Origin of the sequence: Methylobacterium terrae (genome assembly GCF_003173755.1) — a bacterium.
In the GTDB taxonomy this organism is placed as follows: Bacteria; Pseudomonadota; Alphaproteobacteria; order Rhizobiales; family Beijerinckiaceae; genus Methylobacterium; species Methylobacterium terrae.
The window spans coordinates 5,560,053-5,583,486 of the sequence record NZ_CP029553.1; the positions used below are offsets into that span (position 1 = coordinate 5,560,053).

22 protein-coding genes and 1 tRNA gene are annotated in these 23,434 nt (G+C 67.2%); 17 read left to right on the plus strand and 6 right to left on the minus strand.

The features are described 5' to 3' along the window. Genes DK419_RS25730 through DK419_RS25740 form a run of 3 tightly spaced genes read left to right on the plus strand, consistent with a single transcriptional unit; the run spans nt 1 to nt 4,015 of the window. Nucleotides 1–624, plus strand: a complete 624-nt coding sequence (locus DK419_RS25730; RefSeq protein WP_109961600.1) for a K(+)-transporting ATPase subunit C — start codon at nt 1–3, stop codon at nt 622–624. Beyond that, nucleotides 621–3,329, plus strand: a complete 2,709-nt coding sequence (locus DK419_RS25735; protein WP_109961601.1) for a sensor histidine kinase — start codon at nt 621–623, stop codon at nt 3,327–3,329. Before DK419_RS25730 ends, DK419_RS25735 begins: the two co-directional genes overlap by 4 nt. Beyond that, nucleotides 3,326–4,015, plus strand: a complete 690-nt coding sequence (locus DK419_RS25740) for a response regulator transcription factor (RefSeq protein ID WP_109961602.1) — start codon at nt 3,326–3,328, stop codon at nt 4,013–4,015. The genes DK419_RS25735 and DK419_RS25740 overlap by 4 nt, the downstream gene beginning before the upstream one ends. Before the next feature lie 402 nt (nt 4,016–4,417). On the opposite strand, the gene DK419_RS25750 is transcribed toward DK419_RS25740, so the two are convergent. After that, nucleotides 4,418–4,789 carry a hypothetical protein gene (locus DK419_RS25750; protein WP_109961604.1) on the minus strand — a complete coding sequence of 124 codons (372 nt, stop codon included), beginning with the start codon at nt 4,787–4,789 and terminating at the stop codon, nt 4,418–4,420. Between the two features lie 283 nt (nt 4,790–5,072). On the opposite strand from DK419_RS25750, the gene DK419_RS25755 reads away from it, so the two are divergent. Beyond that, nucleotides 5,073–5,369, plus strand: coding sequence for a hypothetical protein (locus tag DK419_RS25755; protein ID WP_109961605.1), 297 nt, complete (start codon nt 5,073–5,075; stop codon nt 5,367–5,369). An 84-nt stretch (nt 5,370–5,453) separates the two neighbouring features. On the opposite strand, the gene DK419_RS25760 is transcribed toward DK419_RS25755, so the two are convergent. Next, nucleotides 5,454–6,020 (minus strand): helix-turn-helix domain-containing protein, encoded by a 567-nt coding sequence (locus DK419_RS25760; protein ID WP_109962504.1) that lies wholly within the window; start codon nt 6,018–6,020, stop codon nt 5,454–5,456. A 227-nt stretch (nt 6,021–6,247) separates the two neighbouring features. Between DK419_RS25760 and DK419_RS25765 the strand changes: the two genes are divergently transcribed. Next, a complete protein-coding gene (locus tag DK419_RS25765; protein WP_109961606.1) occupies nt 6,248–7,144 on the plus strand; it encodes a hypothetical protein in 897 nt (298 codons plus the stop codon). 224 nt (nt 7,145–7,368) lie between these two features. On the opposite strand, the gene DK419_RS25770 is transcribed toward DK419_RS25765, so the two are convergent. Next, nucleotides 7,369–8,910, minus strand: coding sequence for a Do family serine endopeptidase (locus DK419_RS25770; protein WP_109961607.1), 1,542 nt, complete (start codon nt 8,908–8,910; stop codon nt 7,369–7,371). A 244-nt stretch (nt 8,911–9,154) separates the two neighbouring features. Between DK419_RS25770 and DK419_RS29100 the strand changes: the two genes are divergently transcribed. The 3 genes from DK419_RS29100 (at nt 9,155) to DK419_RS25780 (ending at nt 10,302) form a co-directional block, all read left to right on the plus strand. Further along, complete coding sequence (locus tag DK419_RS29100) at nt 9,155–9,325, plus strand: hypothetical protein (RefSeq protein ID WP_167450849.1); 171 nt, start codon at nt 9,155–9,157, stop codon at nt 9,323–9,325. A gap of 9 nt (nt 9,326–9,334) precedes the next feature. Further along, on the plus strand, nt 9,335–9,844 hold the full coding sequence (locus DK419_RS25775) for a peptide deformylase (protein ID WP_109961608.1): 510 nt from the start codon (nt 9,335–9,337) through the stop codon (nt 9,842–9,844). Nucleotides 9,845–10,005: 161 nt separating this feature from the next. Continuing rightward, complete coding sequence (locus DK419_RS25780; protein WP_109961609.1) at nt 10,006–10,302, plus strand: hypothetical protein; 297 nt, start codon at nt 10,006–10,008, stop codon at nt 10,300–10,302. Nucleotides 10,303–10,308: 6 nt separating this feature from the next. Here DK419_RS25780 and DK419_RS25785 read toward each other — a convergent pair whose 3' ends face one another. Then, nucleotides 10,309–11,202: a hypothetical protein gene (locus DK419_RS25785; protein WP_245442718.1), complete on the minus strand. Its 894-nt coding sequence runs from the start codon at nt 11,200–11,202 to the stop codon at nt 10,309–10,311. Nucleotides 11,203–11,446: 244 nt separating this feature from the next. On the opposite strand from DK419_RS25785, the gene DK419_RS25790 reads away from it, so the two are divergent. The 9 genes from DK419_RS25790 (at nt 11,447) to DK419_RS25825 (ending at nt 21,260) form a co-directional block, all read left to right on the plus strand. Continuing rightward, the gene (locus DK419_RS25790) at nt 11,447–13,444 is read left to right on the plus strand and encodes a methyl-accepting chemotaxis protein (protein ID WP_109961610.1); all 1,998 of its coding nucleotides are present in this window, start codon (nt 11,447–11,449) and stop codon (nt 13,442–13,444) included. Nucleotides 13,445–13,730: 286 nt separating this feature from the next. Then, the gene (locus tag DK419_RS25795; RefSeq protein ID WP_109961611.1) at nt 13,731–14,336 is read left to right on the plus strand and encodes a LemA family protein; all 606 of its coding nucleotides are present in this window, start codon (nt 13,731–13,733) and stop codon (nt 14,334–14,336) included. A 47-nt stretch (nt 14,337–14,383) separates the two neighbouring features. After that, the gene (locus DK419_RS25800) at nt 14,384–15,175 is read left to right on the plus strand and encodes a TPM domain-containing protein (protein WP_245442719.1); all 792 of its coding nucleotides are present in this window, start codon (nt 14,384–14,386) and stop codon (nt 15,173–15,175) included. A gap of 14 nt (nt 15,176–15,189) precedes the next feature. Further along, on the plus strand, nt 15,190–15,813 hold the full coding sequence (locus DK419_RS25805) for a TPM domain-containing protein (RefSeq protein WP_109961613.1): 624 nt from the start codon (nt 15,190–15,192) through the stop codon (nt 15,811–15,813). A gap of 101 nt (nt 15,814–15,914) precedes the next feature. After that, a tRNA-Pro gene (locus tag DK419_RS25810) sits at nt 15,915–15,992 on the plus strand. Between the two features lie 369 nt (nt 15,993–16,361). After that, complete coding sequence (locus tag DK419_RS25815; protein WP_109961614.1) at nt 16,362–17,498, plus strand: DNA cytosine methyltransferase; 1,137 nt, start codon at nt 16,362–16,364, stop codon at nt 17,496–17,498. 142 nt (nt 17,499–17,640) lie between these two features. Next, complete coding sequence (locus DK419_RS28880; protein ID WP_162561408.1) at nt 17,641–18,480, plus strand: HD domain-containing protein; 840 nt, start codon at nt 17,641–17,643, stop codon at nt 18,478–18,480. After that, entirely contained in the window at nt 18,477–20,297 is a 1,821-nt protein-coding gene (locus tag DK419_RS25820) for an ORC-CDC6 family AAA ATPase (protein WP_109962506.1), read from the plus strand. Before DK419_RS28880 ends, DK419_RS25820 begins: the two co-directional genes overlap by 4 nt. Before the next feature lie 108 nt (nt 20,298–20,405). Beyond that, a complete protein-coding gene (locus DK419_RS25825; protein WP_245442720.1) occupies nt 20,406–21,260 on the plus strand; it encodes a hypothetical protein in 855 nt (284 codons plus the stop codon). Between the two features lie 489 nt (nt 21,261–21,749). Here the strand turns inward: DK419_RS25825 and thyX are convergent, their stop codons facing one another. Both thyX and DK419_RS30070 read right to left on the minus strand, forming a co-directional pair. Beyond that, a complete protein-coding gene (gene thyX, locus DK419_RS25830) occupies nt 21,750–22,685 on the minus strand; it encodes an FAD-dependent thymidylate synthase (RefSeq protein ID WP_109961616.1) in 936 nt (311 codons plus the stop codon). 81 nt (nt 22,686–22,766) lie between these two features. After that, nucleotides 22,767–23,219 carry a DUF6197 family protein gene (locus tag DK419_RS30070; RefSeq protein WP_425352617.1) on the minus strand — a complete coding sequence of 151 codons (453 nt, stop codon included), beginning with the start codon at nt 23,217–23,219 and terminating at the stop codon, nt 22,767–22,769. Nucleotides 23,220–23,434 lie beyond the last annotated feature (215 nt).

Sequence of the window (23,434 nt, forward strand, 5' to 3'; positions counted from 1 at the left end):
ATGCTCCGGCACCTCCGCCCCGCCCTCGTGCTCCTCACCGGCCTGACCCTCGTCACCGGCCTCGCCTACCCGCTCGCCATGACGGGAGCGGCCGGCGCGCTCTTCCCGGCGCAGGCGCAAGGCAGCCTGATCCGTGGGCCCGACGGCACGCCGGTCGGCTCCGCGCTGATCGGCCAGAGCTTCACCAGCCCGCGCTACTTCCACGGCCGCCCCTCGGCGACCGTGGCGCCGGATCCCGCCGACGCCTCGAGGACGGTGCCTGCGCCCTACAACGCCGCCAATTCCGGCGGCGCCAACCTGGGGCCCACCAACCCGGCGCTGATCGACCGGGTGAAGGCCGACCTCGCGACGCTCAAGGCCGAGAACCCCCACGACCCGGTGCCGCAGGACCTCGTCACCACCTCGGGGTCCGGCCTCGACCCGGACGTCTCGCCCGAGGCCGCCTTGTTCCAGGTGCCCCGGGTGGCGAAGGCCCGCGGCCTCTCCGAGGATGCCTTGCGCGCCCTCGTCGCCGGGCAGATCCGGGAGCCGAGCCTCGGATTCCTCGGCGAGCGGCGGCTCAACGTGCTCGCCCTCAACCGCGCCCTGGATCTCGGCCCCGTGCCCGCGCAACGGGCCCGATGAGGGACGCATTTCGGCCCTCCCCCGACGCTCTCCTGGCGCAGGCGCGCCGGGAGGCGCCCGGGCGCGGGCGCCTGAAAATCTTCCTCGGCGCCGCGCCGGGGGTCGGCAAGACCTACGAGATGCTGACGAGCGCCCATGCCCGCCGGCGCGAGGGCGTCGACGTGGTGGTGGGCGTGGTCGAGACCCACGGCCGGCCCGAGACCGAGGCCCTGGTCGCCGGGCTCGCGGTGCTGGCGCGCCGCACCGTCCCGTATGGCGGCTCCACGCTCTCCGAGATGGACCTCGACGGTCTGCTCGCCCGCAAGCCCCGGCTGGCCCTCGTCGACGAGCTCGCCCACACCAACGCCCCGGGCTCGCGCCACCCGAAGCGCTACCTCGACGTCGAGGAGCTGCTGCAAGCCGGCATCGACGTCCACACGACGCTCAACATCCAGCACGTCGAGAGCCTGAACGACGTCGTGGCGCAGATCACCCGGATCCGGGTGCGCGAGACGGTGCCGGATTCGATCCTCGACCGGGCCGACGACATCGAGGTGATCGACCTCTCCCCCGACGACCTGATCCGGCGCCTGCAGGAGGGCAAGGTCTACCTGCCGCGCCAGGCCGAGCGGGCGCTCCGGCACTACTTCTCCCCCGGCAACCTGACGGCTCTGCGCGAGCTGGCGCTCCGCCGCACCGCCCAGCAGGTCGACGACCAGCTCGTCACCCACATGCGCGCCCACGCGATCCCCGGGCCCTGGGCGGCGGGCGAGCGGGTGCTGGTCTGCGTCAGCGAGGATCCGCGCGCGAGCGGCCTCGTGCGCTACGCCAAGCGCCTCGCCGACCGGCTGCGGGCGCCCTTCACCGCGCTCACCATCGAGGGGCGGCGCAGCGCCTCCTTGAGCGAGGCCGAGCGCGACCGCATCGCCGACACCCTGCGGCTCGCCGAGCGCCTCGGGGGCGAGACCGCGACCCTGCCGAGCCAGGGCCGCATCGCCGACGACGTGGTGGGCTTTGCCCGCGAGCGCAACGTCACCCACGTGGTGATCGGCAAGTCGACCCGCTCGCGCTGGTTCGAGCTTCTCAACGGCTCGGTGGTGCACGACCTCCTGCGCCGCTCCGGCCCGATCAGCGTCCACGTCGTGGCGGGCGAGGAGATCGCCGGCGCACCCGCCCCCCACAAGGGCGTGCGCACCGCCCCGCCCGCGCCGAGCGCCCTGCCCTATGGTGCGGCGCTCGGCGCGGTCGCGGGCGCCCTGGGTCTCGGCCTCGCGCTGCAATCGTCCCTCGGGCACGAGAGCACCGACCTCGTCTTCCTCACCGCCGTGGTCGCGGTGGCGGTGCGCTTCGGGCTCTATCCCTCGCTCGCCGCGGTTCTGGCCTCGTCGCTCGCCTACAACTTCTTCTTCCTGCCGCCGCTCTACACCTTCACCATCGCCGACCCGACCAACGTCGTCGCGCTGTTCTTCTTCACCCTGGTGGCGGTGGTGGTGTCGAACCTCGCCGCGCGGGTGCGGGCCGAGGCGACGATCTCGCGGGCGCGCTCGCGCACGACGGAAGCGCTCTACGGCTTCTCGCGCAAGCTCGCGAGTTGCGGCACCCTCGACGACGTGCTCTGGGCCACCGCCTACCAGATCGCCCTGATGCTGCGCCTGCGGGTGGTGCTGCTCCTGCCGCAGAACGCCGGCGCGAACGACGGCACGGTGAGCGTGATGGCGGGCTATCCCCCGGAGGACTTCCTCGACGAGGCCGACCTCGCGGCGGCGAAATGGACCTTCGACCACGGCCGCCCGGCGGGCCGCGGCGCCGACACCCTGCCGGGGGCCAAACGCCTGTTCCTCCCCCTGCGCACCGGCCGCGGCATGGTCGGGGTGGTCGGGCTCGACGGCGACAAGCCGGGGCCGCTCCTCACCCCCGACCAGCGCCGGCTCCTCGACGCGCTGGCCGACCAGGCGGCGCTCGCCATCGAGCGGGTCCACCTCGTCGAGGACCTCGACCGCGCCCGGCGCTCCGTCGAGACCGACCGCCTGCGCCAGGCCCTGCTGTCGTCGCTCTCGCACGACCTGAAGACGCCGCTCGCCGCGGTTCTGGGCTCGGCCACGACCTTGCGCGACCTCGGGGACGCCCTCGACCCGGAGGCGCAGGGCGACTTGCTGGCGACGATGATCGACGAGGCCGAGCGCCTCAACCGCTTCATCGCCAACCTGCTCGACATGACGAAGCTCGAATCCGGCGCGCTCGCACCGAACCTCGCGCCCCACGACCTCGCCGAGATCGTCGGCACGGCGCTGGAGCGCGCGGCCAAGATCCTGGGCCATCACCGCGTCGCGCTGGCGCTCGGGGCCGGCCTGCCGGCTTTGAGCCTCGACGCGGTGCTGATGGAGCAGGTGCTGTTCAACCTCCTCGACAACGCCGCCAAGTACGCGCCCGAGGAGAGCCTGGTGCGGATCGAGGGCTGGCGCGAGGGCGACGCGGTGCACCTGCGGATCCTCGACGAGGGCGAGGGCCTGCCGGAGGGCGACGAGGAGCGGATCTTCGACACCTTCTACCGGGTGCGCAAGCGCGACCGGGTCCGGGCCGGGACGGGCCTGGGGCTCGCCATCTCCCGCGGCTTCGTCGAGGCGATGGGCGGGGGGATCACCGCCCGCAACCGGGAGGACCGATCCGGCGCCGCCTTCACCCTGACCCTGCCGGTGCCCCGCGCCGCCCTGGAGGACGCCGCGTGACGAACGATCCCCGCATCCTGGTGATCGACGACGAGCCGCCGATCCGCAAGCTCCTGCGGGTCGGCTTGAGCAGCCAGGGCTACGCGGTGGCGGAGGCGCAAAACGGCCGGACCGCCCTCGACCTCCTGGAGCGGGAGGCCTTCGCGCTCGCGATCCTCGATCTCGGCCTGCCGGACATCGCTGGCCACGCCCTCCTGGCGCAGATCCGCGCCAGGCGGCCGGACCTGCCGGTGATCGTGCTGTCGAGCCGCGACGACGAGGCCGGCAAGGTCGAGGCCCTCGATCTCGGGGCGGACGACTACGTCACCAAGCCCTTCGGCATGAACGAGCTGCTCGCCCGGATGCGCAACGCGCTGCGCCACCAGCTCGCGGTCGGCGGCGAGCGGCCGGTGTTCCGGGCCGGCGAGCTCTCGGTCGACCTCGTGCGCCGCATCGTCCGGGTGGGCGAGCGCGAGGTGAAGCTCTCGCCCAAGGAGTACGACGTGCTGCGCCTGCTGGTGCACCATGCCGGCAAGGTGCTCACCCACGCCCACCTGCTGCGCGAGGTCTGGGGCACGGCCGCCGACCCGCAATACCTCCGGGTCTACGTGCGCCAGCTGCGCCAGAAGCTCGAGCCGGAGCCCGAGCGCCCGCGCTACATCCTGACCGAGACCGGGGTCGGCTACCGGATGCGGGCGCCGGATTGAGGCGCCGGCCCGGGACCTTCCCTCGAGGGCGCTCCTCCCCTCAAAGGGCGCTCCTCCGGCGAGGACGGCGCGGCCGTGCCGTCGGGCGCGCGCCGCACCCAGGCGTCGAGGGCCCAGCCGATGCCGCGGCCGGCGGCGGCCACGAAGACCAGCGCCCCGGCGAGGTGGAGGAAGAGCGGCGCGTTCGATGTCGCGGGCAGCAGGGCTTGCAAAGGCGTCGGTCCTCGAATCTCACCGTGGAAGAAGGCCGCCGCGGGCCGCCGGACCGCCAGTGCTCCGGCGCCACAGGCCGCCGGGGCCCGACGACCGCCGGAGGGGCGCGGCGGCGGATGGGACGGCCGGTGTGGCGCTCCCGCCGCAGCCGCGGGAGCCGCGCGCCGCGATGCCGGGGGGCCTCGCGAATCAGCGCGGCCCGGTCGCCGGGGCGTGGGCCCGCGCCGCGTGGGTCCACGGGGTGATCGCGGCCGCCAGGGTCGCGCAGCAGCGGACCGGCAGCGGACAATCCTCCCCGGCGCCGCGGTGGCAGAGGCGGCGGGAGGGCGCGGGAGGGTGATCGTCCCCGGCCTCGCCGGCCAGGCTCGCGAGCAGCATCTCCTCGTGATGGTACTCGAGGCCGAGGGACACGCGGATCCCGCGCAGGACGTTCCGCTCGCGATCGGTCGGCAACCCGTCGCGCTCGCGGGTGTCGATCAATGAAGCCTGCCGTACCGCCCGGTCGCACGTCGCCCCGATGTTGGATTGGACTTGGGTGAGCAGCGCCCGCGCGTCCATCATGCCCCCTGCATTGTTGCATCCGCGGATCTGTGGTCGCCCGCGCTGTGGATAACCTGGTCCACCTCGCCGCGACTGGGGAGGGACATGACGGTTAGATGAGGGTGCGTGCGACGCGAGTGTGGCGCGGGCGCAACCCTCGGTACCCAGGCCCGACCGGAGACGGGGCGGTGCAACAGGCGGGGATCGGGAGGCGGGGATCTCGTGGCGGACGCCCCACAAAAAGCCATGCTCCTCGCGTCTCTATGGCGCCTACGGTGAGTCGTGAGGCGAAGAGCGAAGCCCGATGATGCAGATTGCCGCCTTCCTGGTGTTCCTGGCCATGGGCGTGACCAACCTCCTGGCGGTGCAGGCCGGGCTGACGGCGGTGCTGGGCGTGCCGGTGCTCGTCGCCCTCGTGGTCGCGGTGCCGGTGTTCTACTTCCGCTTCGTCGGCTCGGCGGCGGGCATCGTCGGGGCGATCGTCGGCTGGCAGATGTCGGCGCCGCTGGCGGTGCTGCTGTTCTGCTGGCCGGTGCTCGTCTACGGCTTCCTGCGCGGCGGGGCCGAGGCCCGGACCTTCCTCGCCCGGCGCGCGGCCTGATCGCGCGACCCCGCTCTCGGCGCCGCCCCGGGTTCGCTGCCCGAGCTTTCAGCGCTGCCCGAGCTTTCAGCGCTGCCCGAGCTTTCAGCGCTGCCGCACCACGGCGACGAGGTAGCGGCAGGGACGCTCGCTCCGGTTGGCGAAGCTGCAATCGGCGGGCGCGCCGAGCGCCAGGCAGTCGCCGGCCTCGAGCACGTGGGTGGCCTCGCCCTCCCGGAAGGTCAGGGTGCCGTCGAGCATCCAGACCATCTGCCGGATGAAGGCGTAGGAGGCCGCCGGATAGGCGATCTCGGCCCCGGCCGGCAGTTCCACCTCCGTCAGGTCGAGGGGGGTCTCGGCGAGGTGCGGCGAGACCTGGCGGCGGCGGTAGCCCGTCGCCGGATCGATCCAGACCGGCTGCGCGGCTTCACGCCGGACCTGGCCCGCCTCGCCCTCCGCCCGCGCCAGCAGGGTCGAGAGGGAGAGCCCGAAGGCCCCCGAGAGCCGGCCGAGCAGGGCGGCGGTCGGGCTCGCCTCCGCGCGCTCGACCTTGCTGATCATCGCCTTCGACACGCCGGAGCGGGCCGAGAGGTCGCCGAGCGACCAGCCCCGCGCCTCGCGCTCGAGCCTGAGCCGGCGCGCGAGGCCGTCGGTGGGGTCGGGCGCGGGCATCGTCGGGGCGATCGTCATGGCGCCAGCATACGGCATCCGGGCGGGCCGGGCACCCGTCCCGGCCGACCGGGCGCGTCGGTCCGGTGCCGCAGCGGCAGACGGCAAGGGGCGGGAGCGGCCATCCCCAGGTTTTTTGTCTAAGTCTTTGTCACGGACGCATTTTCCGCCGGAACGGGTGCATACTGGCCCGATCGCGCCGGGGGTTGCGCGCAGCGGGGCGGTGGAGCGTGCGAGACGGAAGCGGGCGATGGGGGCTCGGCCTGGCGGCGCTCGCGGCCGTCGCGATCCCGTTCGCCGTGATCGCGGCGCTCGATCCGCGCATCGGCTGGCTGCGCCCGCGTCCGGCGAGCGAGACGGTCCAGGCGCCGCCCTCCCGCCTGCCGGACCGATCGCCGGCCGAGGCGACGTCCGCGCCAAGGCCCGAGGCCAGATCCGAGACCAGATCCGAATCCTGGCCGCCGGCGCCCGAGCGGCCCTGCCCCGTCTGCGCGGCCGCCGACGCCCCGGCGCCGCTGCGGGGCGCGCTGCCGGATCCCGACATCCAGATCCCCGACGTCTCGGCCGAGCGCGCCGCCCAGCGCGAGCGGCTGATCGGCTGGACCGCCCATCCCGACCGGGTCTCGGGCTCGGCCGCCGCCCTCGACCTGATCGGCCTCGTCTTCACCGCGCCGCGGGACCCGGGCACCGGCTACCGGCCGCTCGCGATCGACCTCGCCGGGGCGCCCGACCGCGCCGTGGTGGTGGTGACCGAGCAGCCGCTGCGCCTCGCCCTGACGAGCCTGCCCCCCGACCGCGCCGGCGCGCTCGGCGTCGAGGCGAGCGCCGCCTTCGGGCTCGCGGACGGGCGGTCCGGCCTCCTCGCGGGCTTCCGCGCCCTGCCCTACGGCGCCGCCGCGGTCGCGCCGGTGCTCGATCCCTCGCGCTTCGGTCCCGGGACCCTGCGCGACTTCTGCGCCGCCCTGCGGCTCTGGGCGGTGCAGTTCGGCCTGCCGGTCGGTCGCACCCGCTACACCCTGATCGAGAACCCGACCCAGATCGCGCTCGCCGGCGAGGCGGTGCACACCGACGGGACGGCCCGCGGCCGGGTGTCGGGCCGCCGGCTCGCCCGGCTGTGCCGGGCGTGATACCGCCGCGCCTTCGAACGGATCCATTCGAAGGCGCTGGCTAAGCCCGAACAGGCGCCGGCGCTGATGCGCCGGACGCCGTGGCATCGACACGTCGATGCCACGGCGCGAGGCTGTGACTCACCGGCTCCGACATCCCCGGGGTCCTTCTCTCGACGGAGCCGAGATACGCGCGAGAACGCCGGCCCCTCGCGGGGCCGGCGCCTCGTCCCGTCTCCGGGTGGTCAGCCGTTCTTCGTCTGCAGGCCGATCGCCACGAAGCGGGTGCCCTTGTCGTTCTTGATCCGCATCAGCACCGCCTTGCGGCCGTCGGTCTCCGCAGCGCGGATGCGGGTGGCGACGTCGGACAGGCTCGAGACCGGCTGGCCGCCGACGTCGAGGATGACGTCGCCCTCCTGGATGCCCTTCGCCGCCGCCGGACCGTCGGGATCGACGGCCACCACCGCGACGCCCTCCTGGCCGGCGCCGACCTGACCCGCCGGGGCGAGGCTCAGGCCCAGCCGCGGCTGGCTGTCGCCGCGGCGCCCGCCATTGTCGTTGGCGCTCGCCACCTTGGTGTCGTTCGGCAGCGTGCCGAGGGTCACCTGGGCGGTCTCGGTCTTGTTCCCGCGGACGTAGGCGAGGTCCACCTTGGTGCCGGGCTTCAGCGAGGCGATCCGGCGGGACAATTCGCGGGCATCGCTCACCGGCTCGCCGTTGACCGCCTGGACCACGTCGCCGGACTTCAGCCCCGCCTTGGCGGCGGGGGTGCCGTCCTGGGCGCTGTTCACGAGCGCCCCCTTGGCCTTGTCGAGGCCGAGGCTGTCGGCGATGTCCTTCGTCACCGGCTGGATCTGGAGGCCGAGATAGCCGCGGGCGACCTTGCCGTCGGCGCGCAGCTGGTCAACCACCGCCTGCACGGTCTCGGAGGGGATCGCGAAGGCGAGGCCCACGTTGCCGCCCGACGGCGAGGCGATCGCGGTGTTGACGCCCACCACCTCGCCCGAGACGTTGAAGGTCGGCCCGCCCGAATTGCCCTTGTTGATCGGCGCGTCGATCTGCAGGAAATCGTCGTAGGGACCGGCGCCGATGTCGCGGCCGCGGGCCGAGACGATGCCGGCGGTGACGGTGCCGCCGAGGCCGAACGGGTTGCCGATCGCCACCACCCAGTCGCCGACCTGCGGCGCGCCGTGGGCGAGCTTCACGTAGGGGAACGGCGCGCCGTCGGTGACCTTGAGGAGCGCGAGGTCGGTCTTCGGGTCGGTGCCGATGATCTTGGCCGGCAGGGTGCGGCCGTCGTCGAGGGTGACCTCGACCGACTTGGCGTTGTTCACCACGTGGTTGTTGGTCACCACGTAGCCGTCGCCCGAGATGAAGAAGCCCGACCCCTGCGCCGCGCCGCCGCCGTGGCGCTGCGGGCGCTGCATGCCCCCGCCCATGCCCCCGCCGGGGCCGCCCTCGCCGAAGCGGCGGAAGAACTCGCGCAGCTGCGGCGGCACGTTCTGCAGGTTCTGCTGGCCGCCGCCGTCCTCGTCGTCCGAGGCGTCGTCCTTCAGCTTCACCTTCACCGAGACGACGCCCGGCTTCACCCGGTTGACGATCGGCGCGAAGCTGCCCGGCGGGTGCTCGGCCGTGGTGATCGGGGTCTGCGGCAGGGCCTGGGCGTAGGCCGGGGTGCTCGGCGGCAGGAAGGCGGTGCCCAGCGCCCCGGTGGCCATCAGGGTGACGGCCGCCACGGAAGCGAGGGCCTTGCGGTGGAAGCGAGAAGTCTCGGTGGTCTGGGGCATCGGGGTCTCTCTGGGCTCCGTCTGGCGAGGGCCGCGTCCGCGGCCGGTCGATGGGGCCATTATGGCCGGCGGCCCTGACCGGCCCGTGGCGCGAAGATTACGGTTTGGTCAGGCACCGGACGCTCCGGCCCGCCCCCGGGAACGACGGCCGCGGGTGCGGGCTTGACGGACGGCTCCCGCGCCGGGATCCCTGGCGCAGCCCCGACGCGCGGCGTCACGTTCCGCACCGCCACAAGGACATCCCATGGACGTCGTCGTCTCGGTCATCTCCCTGCTGCTGGTGCTCGTGCTGATCGCCCGGGGCGTGCCGGGCCGCAACCTGCTCCTCGTGCTCGCGGTGGCGCTGGCCGTGGTGGTGCTGGTCGTCGGCATCGAGCGGGCCGGCCTGTGGCCGGCCTCGTTCCACACCCGCTGAGCGAGCCCGATGCCCGCCCGCCCCCTGGTGCTCTACCCGGACCCGCGCCTGCGCCTGCCCGCGCCCCCGGTCACCAGTTTCGACGAGGCCCTGCGGGCCTTCGCCGGCGACCTCCTCGACACGCTCCTGTCCGTCTCGGCGCTCGGCCTCACCGGCCCGCATGTCGGCGCGCCGGTGCGGCTGACGATCATCCGGGCGGCGCTCGACCTCGCGCCGCGGGTCTACGTCAACCCTGAACTGGTCTTCGCCTCGCCCGAGACCGCCCGCCACCGCGAGGGCAGCGTCTCGATGCCGGGCGTCGACGAGGAGGTCGAGCGCCCGGCCCGGGTGCGGGTGCGCTTTTGCGACCTCGACGGCGCGGCGCACGAGGCCGAGGAGGAGGGCTTTGCCGCCGCCTGCCTGCAGCACGAGATCGACCAGCTCGACGGCGTGTTCTGGATCGAGCGATTGTCGCGCCTCAAGCGCGAGCGGGTGCTCAAGCGCTACGCCAAGGCTGCCGCGACGGCGCGGCGGGGCTGAAGGCCGCGGCACCGGCCACGAAGCCTTGAACCCCCCGGCCGCAAGGCTGCTCCCCACCACGCTGCCGGCCCGGGGTCGTGCCGGAACGGCAGGCCCAGCCTGGCCGTTGTCCCGGCAAGCATGACCGCTCCCCGCGGTCCCTACTCCTCGAAAGGAAGCCGATGCGCGCCCTCCGGACCCTCCTGATCCCGGCCGCCCTGCTGGCGACCACCGTCCTGGCTCCCCTGGCCGCCTCGGCCCAGCCCGGCCCCTCCTACCGCTCCCTCCCGCGCGACATCGACGCCACCGGCACCGTCGGCGGCCGCGCGCCGTGGTCCGCGCCCTGGGTGTACGACACCGGCGGCGACAACGACCGCCGCCCCGAGCTGCCGGCCTACCAGCAGGGCGGCGGCCAGCAGACCGGCGGCCCCGCCCGCAACCTCTTGCCGGATGACGGGCTGCACATCGTCCCGCGCTGAGCCCCCCTACTCCGCGTCGGCGGCCGGGTCGCCGGTCGCCGGCGCGGAGAGCCGCCGCGCGCTCGCCCGCTCGCCGGCTTCCGCCGCGCATTTGTCGGCGTGGCTCGCCCGGTTGATCACCTGGAGGTTCGGCACGCCCCAGTAGCCGAGGAGCTCGTGCCAGGGCCGCGCCCGCTCCTCGCGCCAGATCCGGTAGAGCGGCACCCGGTGGTCGACCTCGGCCGTCCGCAAGAGGCGCTTGCCCGACTGGGCGCAGCGGTGGCCCTGGCGGCGCTTCAGCGCCTTCACGTGGTCGGCGGGCGCGATCCAGAACTTCCAGGCCGCGACGCAGGCGGCGTGCCACGAGGCGTTGCGGTTGGGCGCGCCCGCCCCCCACAGGTCGCGGTGCCAGCCGAAGCGGTAGACCGGCCGGCCGCAGACGCAGCAATGCCCCTTCCCCAGGGCGTGCGGCGCCTCGCGGAACGGCGCCGGCGGCATCCGGAAGCTGAACGGCAGGCCCGTCTCCGAGAGGTTCTCGCCGGCCGTGCCGAGGCGCCAGCTCCAGCCCTCGGGCCCGCCCGCTTCCGCGGCGAGCGCCCGCGCCAGCCGGTCGGCCCGCAGGATGTGGTGGCGCCAGTAGCTCTCGACGGCGAGCCGCGGCGTCGGCGGCACCAGGGGCCGCGTCAGGGCGTGGCGCAGCACCGGGGCCGGGAAGACCGCCGGCAGGGACTTCTCCAGCCGCGCCCGGGCGGCGGCGTTGCGCGCCTCCCGCCACAGGGAGGCGGCCGAGGGCGGCCTGTCCCCGGGCCCGCTCCCCGCCGCCGCGATCGCCGGAAGCCTCTCCGCCAGGGTCATCCTGGCCGCCTTCGCCTTGGCGGTCTCGATCTTGGCGATGTCGATCTTGGCCGCTCGCTTCGCCATGCCGGTCCCGAATCGGCCCGCAGCGGCCGTCGCCGGGGCATAGCGCCGGAGCGCCGCCGCGCCAAACCGCGACACCCGCGCCCGCCTTTCGCCGCGCCTCATCCCGGCGAAGTCTCACCATGGGTCAGACTTCGCCGGACCGGATCCCCGGCCGGAGAGAGTTCGCACGGCTGAAGTCAGCAATCCTTAACCATCCCGCAAGGGTGTGCCGTTAGCGCTCGGAGAGGATCGAGGAGAACTCTCTGTGAAGACGGGTATTCGCACGCGCCTCTACGGCGGGTTCGGGGTTCTGGTGGCCCTCTCGGCGGGACTGGGGGCCTACGCGCTGAGCAGCGGCAGCGGCACCATGGCGCGCTACGAGCAGCGGGCGAAGCTGGAGCGCGTCGCGCTCCGGGTGTTCTCGGTCAACGGGCTCACCCACCAGCTCGCCGGCCAGGCGCTGACCTACCGCTTCACGCAGGACCCGCAGAGCCTCGAGGCGATGGGCCGGAGCCTCGCCCGCATCGAGGAGACCAGCGCCGAGCTCGAGCGCACGGCCATCGCCCCGGAGCGCAAGGCCCAGTACGTCGCCATCCTGGCGAGCGCGCGCAGCCTCAAGGCCGACACGGCGCGCCTGGGCACGTTCGGCGCCCTGATCCGCGACAGCAAGGCCAAGCTGTTCTCCGGCGGCGACGCCCTCACCAAGGCCTCCGGCGCCCTCGTCGCCGAGGTGCGGGCGAACGGCACCAGCGGCGATATCGGCCGCGCCGCGGCGGTCGAGAGCGCGACGCTGCTGGTGCGGATCGCCAACTGGCGCTTCCTCGCGACGATGGATGCCGGCGGGCCGGCGACCTTCGGGACCAACGTCCGCGCCGCCGAGGCCGCCCTGAAGGCGCTCGCCGACCAGGACGTGCTCGGCGCCTTCGCCAAGCCGGTCGCGGCGGTGCGCCAGGCGCTCGGCGCCTACAGGGAGCATTTCGAGGCGACCGCGACGGCGCTCGCCGGCAGCGCCGCGCTCTACGACCAGGGCTTCCAGCCGACCTTCGCGGCGATCGAGACGGCCGGCAACGCCGCCCGGGCCTCGATCGAGGCCGCCGTCGAGGGGATCAGCGCCTCGACCACCGCGGCGGCGGGCGCCGCGCAGGCCCTGCTGGTCGGGCTCATCGCCGCGGTGGTGGCCCTCGGCGCCGGCCTCGCGCTGCTCATCGCCCGCGGCATCCTCCGGCCGATCCGCGGCATGACCGGGGCCATGACCCGGCTGGCGCAAGGCGACCTCGCGGTCGACGTGCCCTCCCGCGACGCCGTCGACGAGATGGGCGACATGGCCAAAGCCGTCGACGTGTTCCGCGCCAACGCGGCGGCGCGCCGGGAGATGGAGGCGAGGGCGCTCGCCGACCAGTCGGACCGCGACCGGCGCGTGGCCGCCGTCGACGGCCTGGTGCGCGGCTTCGAGGCCGACATCCTCGCCTCCCTCGACGTCGTCGCGGCCGCCGCCGGCCAGCTCGACGCCACCGCCCACGCGATGACCGGGGTGGCCGAGGGCACCAACCGGCGCGCCGTCGCGGTGGGGGCGGCCTCCGAGGAGACCGCCGCCAACGTGCAGACCGTGGCGGTCGCCGCCGAGGAGCTGGCGGCCTCGCTCCAGGAGGTCGAGCGCCAGGTGCTGCGCTCGAACGAGGTCGCGGGCCTCGCCCGGCGCGAGGCCGAGGCGACCGGCGCCGCGATGGGCGACCTCGCCCGCGCCGCCGACGAGATCGGCACCGCCGTGACCATGATCTCGGCCATCGCCGGCCAGACCAACCTGCTCGCGCTCAACGCCACCATCGAGGCGGCGCGGGCCGGCGAGGCGGGGCGCGGCTTCGCGGTCGTCGCCGCCGAGGTCAAGGAGCTCGCCGGCCAGACGACGCGGGCGACCGACGCCATCGCCGGCCAGATCGCCCGGATCCAGGCCGCCGCCGGGCACGCCTCCGGGGCGATCCGGCAGATCGGCGAGACCATCGTGTCGGTCGACGAGATCTCCGGCGTGATCGCCGCCACCGTGACCGAGCAGACCGCGACCACGAACGAGATCTCCCGCACCATCGGCGAGGCCGCCCGCGGCACGCAGGACGTCTCGGGCACGATCGGCGAGGTGACGGCCTCGGCGCGCGAGACCGGCCACGCCGCCGGCCAGGTGCTCGACGCCGCCCGCAGCCTCTCGGCCCAGTCGATGACCGTGAAGGGCCAGGTCGACCGGTTCCTGGCGGCGATCCGGGCGGCCTGACGGCTCACGCGATTTCCGGCTGATCGCTTCGCGACGCGGAAATCGGCTTCGCTCGGGCGCGTGGAGCCGAAGGCTCCACCGCGCGGGCTCGTGATACGATTGCCGGAAGGGATCTTCCGAAAACCGTATCAAGGCTCCCGTGCAGGCTCGACGGCCCCGGGCGCCCGCCTCCGGGGCCGTTTTCCGTCTCCGGGCCCCGCTGGTCCGCGGCGGAACGCCGCCTATCTGCGACACGGCAACGCTCGCGGCGCCGTGAGGCGCCCCCCGAAGGAGCCCGCCGCCCGCCATGACCGCCCCTCTCCTCGGCCGCCTGCGGCTCGCCGTCCTGGCGCTCACCCTCGCCACCACCCTCTCGGCCTGCGACGCGGTCAACCGGGTGCCGACCCTGGAGGAGGCCGCCAAGTCGCGCTGGGGCGAGGTGCAGAACCAGTACCAGCGCCGCGCCGACCTGATCCCCAACCTCGTCGAGACGGTGAAGGGCTACGCCCAGCAGGAGAAGGACGTCCTGGTGCAGGTGACCGAGGCCCGCGCCAAGGCGACCTCGGTGAAGGTCGACGCCGCGACGGTGAGCGACCCGCAGAAGTTCCGCGAGTTCCAGGACGCCCAGAACCAGCTCTCCGGGGCGCTGGGCCGGCTTCTCGTCACCGTCGAGCGCTATCCCGACCTGAAGTCGAACGCCAACTTCCTCGCCCTGCAATCGCAGCTCGAGGGCACCGAGAACCGCATCGCGGTGGCGCGGCGCGACTACATCCAGGCGGTGCAGGCCTACAACACCGAGATCCGCACCATCCCGGGCCGCTGGATCGCCTCCACCCTCTACCCGGAGGCCAAGCCCATGGAGGCCTTCACCGCCACCCCCGACGCCAGCCGCCCGCCGAACGTGAAGTTCTAGGGACCGGCCCCGTGCGCAGGTCCCACTCCATGCGCAGGCCCCACCCGATGCGCAGGTTCCCGGGCGCCGGCCTCCTCGCCCTCCTCCTGGTGCTCTGGGCCGGGGCGGCGACCGCCCTCGACCTGCCGCCGCTCACCGGCCGGGTGGTCGACGGCGCCGGCCTGCTGGCGCCGGAGGAGGCGGCGGCGCTCTCCGCCCGGCTGAAGGCGCACGAGGACCGGACGACCGACCAGGTCGTCGTCGCCACCGTGCCCTCGCTCCAGGGCACCTCGGTCGAGGATTTCGCCAACCGGCTGTTTCGCGCCTGGGGCCTCGGCACCAGGGCGCGCAACAACGGCGTGCTGCTCCTCGTGGCGCCCGCCGAGCGCAAGGTGCGCATCGAGGTCGGCTACGGCCTCGAGGGCGCGCTCACCGACGCGCTGTCCAAGGTGATCATCGCGAGCGCGGTGGCGCCGAAGTTCAAGGCCGGCGACTTTCCCGGCGGCATCCGGGCCGGAATCGACGGCATCCTCGGCATCCTCTCCGGCGATGCCGCCGAGTGGCAGCGCAAGGCCGAGGTGCGCGAGGATTCGGGAAGCGGCCTCGATCCGGTCCTGGTGGTGATCCTGCTCGCGGTGATCGGCTTCGTGCTGATGCGGCTCCTCGCCGGAGGCCGCGGCGGTCCCGGCCGGCCGCACCGCCGCCCGGGCGGGAACTGGATCGTCGTGCCGGGCCCCTCGGGCGGTGGCTTCGGGGGCGGCATGAGCAGCGGGGGGATGGGCGGCGGGTTCGGCGACGGCGGCGGCTTCTCGGGCGGGGGCGGCTCGTCGGGGGGCGGCGGCGCCTCGGGGGATTGGTGATGCCGGAACGGGGAATGCCGGGGCCCTTGGGCGAGGCGGAGCGCGCCCGCATCGCGGCGGCGATCAAGGCGGCCGAGCGCGGCACGGCGGGCGAGATCGTCGTGATGGTGGCGGCCCGCTCGGGGGCCTATCGCAGCCTGCCCCCGGCGCTGGCGCTGGCCGGCGCCCTCCTGGTGCCCTGGCCGCTGATCCTCCTCACCGGGCTCTCCGCCACGCGGATCTTCCTGGTCCAGCTCGTCGCGGCCCTGGCGCTGCTCTTGAGCCTCGCGGCGGAACCGGTGCTCGCCCGCCTGCCCCGCGCCCTGCCCCGTCCCCTGCGCCGCGCCCGCGCCCGCGCCGCCGCCCGGCACGAGTTCCGGGCCCGGGGCCTCGCCCGCACCCGCGGCCGCACCGGCGTGCTGATCTACGTCGCCCTGGCCGAGCGCTATGCCGACGTGGTGACCGACACCGGGGTCGGCACCGCGCCGGATTGCTGGCGCCCCGTGCTCGACGACCTCGTGGCGGCCCTGCGCCGCGACGCCCTGGCGGACGGGCTGGTGCGGGCGGTGGAGGCCACGGGCGCGATCCTGGCCGAGGCCGCCCCCCCGCGCCCCGGCGACACCGACGAGCTGCCGAACCGGGTGATCGTGACCGACTAGGCGCGCCGATCGACCGCCGGGCCCGGAAGGGGCTCGCGCGGAGAAGGGGCTTGCGCGGAGCCGAGCGCGGCGCTAATACCCCGCTCGCCCTCAAGGGGCGTCGGAGCGTAGCGCAGCCCGGTTAGCGCACTAGTCTGGGGGACTAGGGGTCGGAGGTTCGAATCCTCTCGCTCCGACCATTTAAAATCAAGCACTTAGCCGGGAATGCAGGTGCTAGTGGCTTCCGGGGATTCAGGTTTAGGAAGCCAATCGGAAGCCAAGTGTTTGGTTCGGTAATCAGCCCCTTGGTGATTCTATGCCATATCAACGAGTTTCACCTGGCTCTCACCAAGCTATGAAGGTGATTGGTTGGTAGGCAGCTTCACAATGCCGACTTATGTATGCAGACGAGGAAAGGGCTGACTGCCTGAGTAGATCGTAGTTTTTTATTCGAGGGCGCGTTTTAGGATTTTCACGCGATTCACATCGTGAGTGGGTAGCGTATCGCATGGTAGCTTGATACAGGGTATCAGCATTTCCGTGAACAAGCCTACCGAGCGTTGTGTCAGTTGATTGGAATCGACCTTTTTTCCGGTTCGGGCGGTATGACGCTTGGCGCGACACTTGCTGGTGTCAAGGTCAAGGCGGCAGTAGAGATGAATGCGGCCGCCTGCAAAACTTATAGATCCAACCATCCGTCTATATCGCTAATAGAAGCCGACTTAAGAACATTGGAAAATATTGACGTTGGCAAAAGATCTGAGGATCTTATTATATTTGGTGGCCCTCCGTGTCAGGGCTTCTCAACATCAAACCAACGGACGCGCAATGCAGCGAACCTAAAGAACTCCCTTTATATGGAGTTTGTTCGTCTCGTTAGCTTCATGCGGCCAGAGTGGGTTGTCTTCGAAAATGTTGCAGGAATTTTGCAGACAGAAGCTGGTTTCTTCTCAGAGGCGTTTCAAGAGTCGTTGCATAAGCTTGGGTATGAGGTCTGCGATGCGCTTCTCAATGCCGCAGAATATGGCTGCCCGCAGCGGCGGACGAGGTATTTTGTCGTAGGCGCACTTGGCCGCAGGCCTCCCGATTTTCCGATCCCCGCCTTAGATGCAACGCCTACCTTACTCGAAGCAATAGGTGACCTGCCCAGCCTAATGAATGGGGCTTCAGTTGATGTGCTTCCCTACTCAGGTCCGCCTCAATCCGCCTACGCTGCGAGCCTGCGCGGACAATTAGAGGCATGTAGCGGCCACTTAGTATCCTGCAATGCAGATCATATTGTCGCCCGATACTCGTACATCCCCCAGGGCGGCAATTGGCGCAATGTGCCCGGCATGATGCGTGATGGCCACGACGACCGCCGACGATATCACAGCGGCATATACCGGAGGCTGCGTGAGGACGAGCCATCCGTCGTCATTGGCAACTTTCGCAAGAACATGCTAATCCACCCCCGGGAAGATAGAGGGCTTTCCGTCCGTGAGGCGGCGAGGCTCCAATCATTTCCGGACGAATACGTGTTCTGCGGCTCCATCGGGCATAGGCAGCAGCAGGTGGGAAATGCTGTTCCACCGATGCTAGCCCGCCGGGTATTCGAGCGCATTATGGCTTGCTCACAAGGTTCAGCGATCACCGATGTCAGCTCTACTACCCTTAGAGGAACTCCTCCAGAACTACTCAACGTCCAGAGCGGCGTCTTTCCCTAATAGGGATGGTGGATATTTCGAGAAATACATAGCGATTAAGAGGGCTCTTGATCGACAATATTTCTCTGTAGCAGGGGCAGGGCTTGCCTTGAAGGGCGAGCGATTCACTCGACATGACAAGAGCCACGTCGATGACGTAATCATGACAGCAGGGCGAATGCTTGGCATAGGAAGTGATGCCATCACTCCTGCGTTCAGGTCTCTCGAACCCTACGAGGTTTTTGCTCTTTTATTAGCGATCCTCTTGCATGATGCCGGAAATGCGAGTGGGCGTGAAGGGCATGAAAGACGCGCAGCAACCATAATTCAAGAACTTGGCACGACCGCAGATCTTGAGCAAGCTGAGAAGCGCCTTATTGCCTCAATCGCTAGAGCGCATGGAGGACGGACGCCCGCAGGCGATAAAGATACGATTTCTCATCTTCCGAGAAGAGCGGAAATCATACACGTACCTGTGCACGCGCAAAGGCTTGCTGCAGTGCTGCGCTTGGCAGACGAATTTAGTGAAAATCCGCGACGCGCTGATGAAGGCGCGCTTCGCGAAGGCTCTGGGGCACCACCCGAATCTATTATTCACAATCTGTATTGTAAAACTATCAATATTAGTTTTGACTATGTTGGTCATACGATTAAGACAGAATATGAAGTCGAAAAGCCAAATCTGTCAAGGCAATTCCAAGCCGACTCTAACCCAGCTTCAAGTATTTTATTGATCGACTATATTCGCGAGCGCCTCGAAAAAGGCGAGTTGGAGCGTCGATATTGTAATCGATTTCTAAACGGTTTTGTGACTTATGATCGTATTAGCGTCACATTGGATGTAACTCATGACGACGAAATCATCGATAAGATAGGATTTTATCTTGAGGACAGCGGCTATCCAACGAGCGGTGTTGACTGGGCAACAGTTGCGTCGAGACTGGATGGCGCATCGCTCAGAGATCATCTGATACCTTCGGTCCCGCAGGACGATCAATCATGAGCACTAATCCATTCAATGTCCGCAATCCAGAGCATGTAGACGCAGAATACATTGCCGAAAATTTTGTTGACGTTTTCACAGATTTCCCGCGTCTGCAAGACGCGGGAAATACTTTCATTCACGGCGCTCGCGGGACAGGGAAAAGTATGCTCCTGCGCAGCCTTGAGCCGCGTGTAATGATGCTCCGCCTTGGGCGCGGAACGACACTTACCTCGCTACCATTCTTAGCAGTACACGTCCCCCTGCGCCGAACAGAGTTCGCCGCTCCTGAATTAACCCGTTCACATGGGTATGCAGGAACGGCCCTCGGTGAACATCTCCTTGTTATGCAGGTAATGCTCCGCATTGCCACGCTTTTGCATAACCTCGCCGGCGAAATAGAATCAAAATCGGCTCGAATATTTTTTAGTCGCTTTGAAGAACTTTACAGAGATTGCGGAGGAAATCGCAACACGGACTGCCCCCTTGACGCGGAAAATGCTGCGATTTTCTTGCACATCGCTAGAATTTGTGAAATGGAAGCGATGGCTGTGCGTCAATATTATGTAAGATCTCCGTTCCAACCTGAAAGAACGGCATACAACGGTGCTCTCACAGGCTTTCTTGACTTTCTTGCGCCGTTAGCTTCGGCAGTACGTCAAATTAGTGGCCTACCTAATGTGCCGCTGTTTGTCATGCTGGACGATGCTGATAATTTGCCAAAAGCTATGCAGCGCGTGCTCAACAGTTGGGTGTCATCGCGAAGCACCTCAGATGTATGCCTCAAAATTACGACGCAGCTTGCTTACGCAACTCGCCGCACTCTAGATAATAGGGTCATTGAAAGTCCGCATGATTTTGCGGAAGTAAATTTGAGTTCTGTTTATACTTCTGATTATGGAAGTTATTCTGACAGAGTTCGCAAAATTATTTCGAAACGGTTGGCCAACGTAGGCTGCAACGAAGACGTTGACATATTTTTCCCCCGGGACGAACGCCAAGCTCAACGACTCGCGGAGATCCAAGCTGAGATCGATGGCGAACATGCCGCGCGCATTGACGAAGGTCTCACCAACGGGCGCCGCGGCGCCGCGCGGGCACGTGATGAGCGTACCCGCTACGCCGTGCCCCGCCTTATGCGTGAACTTACGGGCTCCTCTCGCTCTGGCCACACTTATAGCTACGCCGGCTTTAAATCTCTCGTTGATCTCTCATCAGGAGTGGTACGCTGGTTCCTAGAACCGGCTAGCCGTATGTATGACAGTGTCGTTAGTGAGGGGCAACCTGTCGTTGCTCAAATACCTGTAGCCATTCAGGATAAGGTTGTCCGCGAATGGTCTACTGAGTTTCTAGAATCACTTGTACCTTCACCAGATTCTGAAGATGCAGACCCTACTGGTCTGTCTAGTGAAGAGGCAAGTTTGCATGCCCTTGGCCACGAAACCGAAAGTTATACACATCTTCGCAATCTTGTTGAGGCCCTCGGGAGACTTTTTAGATCTCGCTTGCTCGACGGAGATATAAGTGAGCAACGCGTTATCTCGATCGTACTTCGCGATACTCCAACCAAAAAACTCAAAGAGGTTTTGGATCTGGGCGTTCGCCTTGGATATCTACAGCGGTCAGACAACGCTGCCAAAGAGGCGCTTGGCGGTAGGAAGCCAAGGTATGTCCTAGCGAAGCGATTGGGACCTCACTACCGTCTCGACGTTTCTGGCTATGCTGCCCATCTTTCTGTTACCTCATCGGATCTTGCGTTGGCACTCGACGATCCTGCAATTTTTGTAAGGCGCCGTGCGAAGCAAGATGATCATCCGATGCTCCCCCTCGATCTGTAGGAGAAATCGGTGATAAACGGTTTTCCTGTGCAAGACCTCCCCTCTCGTTGGAAGGGGAGGTCTGTTCACTTCGTGTCCCGTGTTAGTTTTGAGGAGCGATCGCTTGTAGTGGCGCGCTCGCTCATGGATGCTGACGTGTGTCGCTGCACTTGCTTCGTTTCTAGTCGTAGGAGTGAACGAACAGAAGGAAACTTAGCTGAATTTCGCCAACGCTTTCCTTCGGCCTCTGTCGAAGAGCTTGAAACATCTGACCCGCTTGCGACTGCGCAACGTCTGTTTAATGTTCTATCTGCCGAAGTGGCTGCTACAGGCTTTCGCGACCTGGTGCTTGATATTACGTCCTTTCGCCGCGAGGAGCTTCTCATGCTCCTGGCTGTTCTGCGAACACTTTCGTTGTCGTCAAGTGAGAAATCCGAAATATTATATGTTGGCGCTGGGGTCATGGCTGATTGGCTGTCGGGACAAGTCACTAGCTTGAGGTCAGTCGTTGGCTATGCTGGCGAGATGTGGCCGTCCCGCCCAACCTGTCTTGTTGTTTTGATAGGTTTCGAATTTTCTCGTGCTCGTAGTATCATAGAAAATTATGAGCCCAAAACCCTCATCCTTGGAAAAGGATTGCTGGCCGAATCGATCAATCCAGAGTTAGGCGCCAGAAATAATGATTTCTTTCGTGAACTTCATTCTCAATATGATAATGTCGCCGAAACTTTCGAATTTTCAGCCAGGGATCCGTTTTCCACAGCAGATAAATTAGAGCAGGTAGTTCCTCTTGATGCCTCCTCTAACGTGATTGTAGCTCCGCTGCACACAAAGCTGTCAACGCTGGGCGCAGGCCTGTTTGCAAGTCGACATCCGGAGGTTCAAGTGTGCTACGCATCGGTCGATACTTACAATGAGTTGGAATATTCAACGATTGGCACTGAGACTTTTTCAATCGGCCTAGACGCTTTGGTTCGTTGTTGAGTGCTACAGTTGACCTCTTAATATGAAAATTCCTAGGAATTCAGGTAAGCTAGAGCATAGCCATACCTGGGGACCGCGGTGATGCAAGTGGTGCCCCTTCTGGTAGCGCAGTGGCGATACATACTGCTTGAGCCAATAAAAGGCACGTCGGCTGGGATAGCCTAGGTTTCCTAGTACCCAGCGCGGTCACTCTCCAGTCGCCGCATGGCACCCTTGTCCATCAAAGGTCCAGCGAAAATTGCTCTCGCCTCTCGCCGGCGGCATGGGTGGCGTCATCGACTTGTCCCAGCCTTTGGCACGTAGATGCAGCTTGAGCCTCCGCGGTACAACCTGCCCCTACTGTACATCTGCCATTCAAATCATCGGGTCGCACCGCTTTGGATGCTTACCCCGACCATGCTAAGCCTCCTACAGAGCACCGTAATTAAGTGGTCCGCAGCTATGCGGACCACCCATAAGAAATTGTTCTTGTCTGCTCTCCTTAATTCATTATTTTTCATGTATTAATTTATTCAGAGCGTCCCATTCGCGCTTTGTCATGCCACTTTCTTCTAAGCTAACGTTATTGCCCGAAACTATTTTACGTATTACTGCAAGGGCCTGCTTGGAGAGACTGGCAGCCTCCATTCGGTAATCTCTGAAGGCTTCATAAGAAAGTGGAACCCACGCTTCAGTAAGTTTCAATATTTCGTCTGCATAAGCTCTAATTTCATACTGCGCGTGTGGATCGGCTCGCAAGCGTAGGAATCCGAAAAGATTATGTAAATCTGACTTCCAATACCACTGCGTGTATGAGTTAAGTGTTAAGTTCATTCGTGCCAACTCTCGAGCGAGACCTGCACGCTCATCATCAGGCCGACTTCCGTCTGCGCTTTCGTTCAACATCCAGACATAATGATCATAGTTTCTTTCGGCATCTGTACGTAGTATCTCCAAAACTTGCGCGGCTTCATCGGGGCCAAGTACCACACCGCGTCCTTGTCGATTAGTTGTTGATTGAGCTGCCATATTTTCATATGCCGGAAGATAAAACTCCCTGTCAAGAATTGAATAACGCGCAGAATACTCATTAACGCTCGCCATTCGGTGCCTTATCCATTGTCTCGCAACAAATATAGGCAGCTTTACGTGCAGTTTTATCTCCGCCATTTCAAATGGCGTGCTATGCCAGTGGCTCATTAGGTATCGGATAAGCGTTCTATCTTCGCTTATTCTTCTTGTTCCTCTTCCATATGAAACTCGGGCCGCCTGAACTACCGATGAATCATCGCCCATATAGTCGACGACTCGAATGAATCCATGATCAAGAACAGGTATTACATGGTGCAATACTGCCTCTAATGCTGCAACGGTAGGCCGACTAGTTTGCCGAATCTCCGCCCGTGCAGCGGAAATCTCCGTATCTTGTTCGGTGCTGAGTTTCATGTTGTGCTGTCCGAGTCGCGTCCGGGTTTCGTGAAACGACCATACCGAACGAGGTGCTCGCAGGCTACGTGGCTTGCCTCCCTAGCCTCTAAGTTCATATCTTCGCTTGATTAAATTCGAAATTTTATCCTGGCTCGCACATCCAAATCCGGGCATCGGTTGCACTATGCGGGCTGCGGCCTTTTGGCAATGATTGCGCTTGCTCGCGATTGGCACGCCCTGGCGGCGTTCGGGGCTGCTACGCGGCGCTAGAGAGCGCCCGGCGCAGCAGCGCCAGCACGTCAGCACGTCAGCATGAGCCGTCCCGGGATCGTCGTTGAACGCGGCCGGCCCGGTCATGTCCGGCAGCAGGCCCGATAGCTGGTCCTCTATCAGGTCGCCGATCGCTCGATCCTGTCCCGCCGCTCGATCGATGGCACCTTCCATGCTCCAGGCGACGGCCTTGGGGCTGGTGGGCGAGCAAGGCCGCCCGGTCGCATCCCGGGCGCCACCGCCGCGGCACCAGCGCGCCGGGTCGCTGAGCAGGGCGAGCATCCGAGCAAATGACCTGGTGCGCTGAGACGGGGCGCCGCGCCTCAAGCTCAAGGTCCCGGTCTCCGCCGCGCATCCATCCGACCTGCGATCCGTCCCCCTCGGGAGCGCCAAGCGACGGCTCGGCGTCGCCACTGTCCTCGAGGTCCGGGTCTTGGTCGAGCTGGTCCAGGATGCTGATGATGCGCTCGGCGGCCAGCTCAAGGGTGGCACGCATG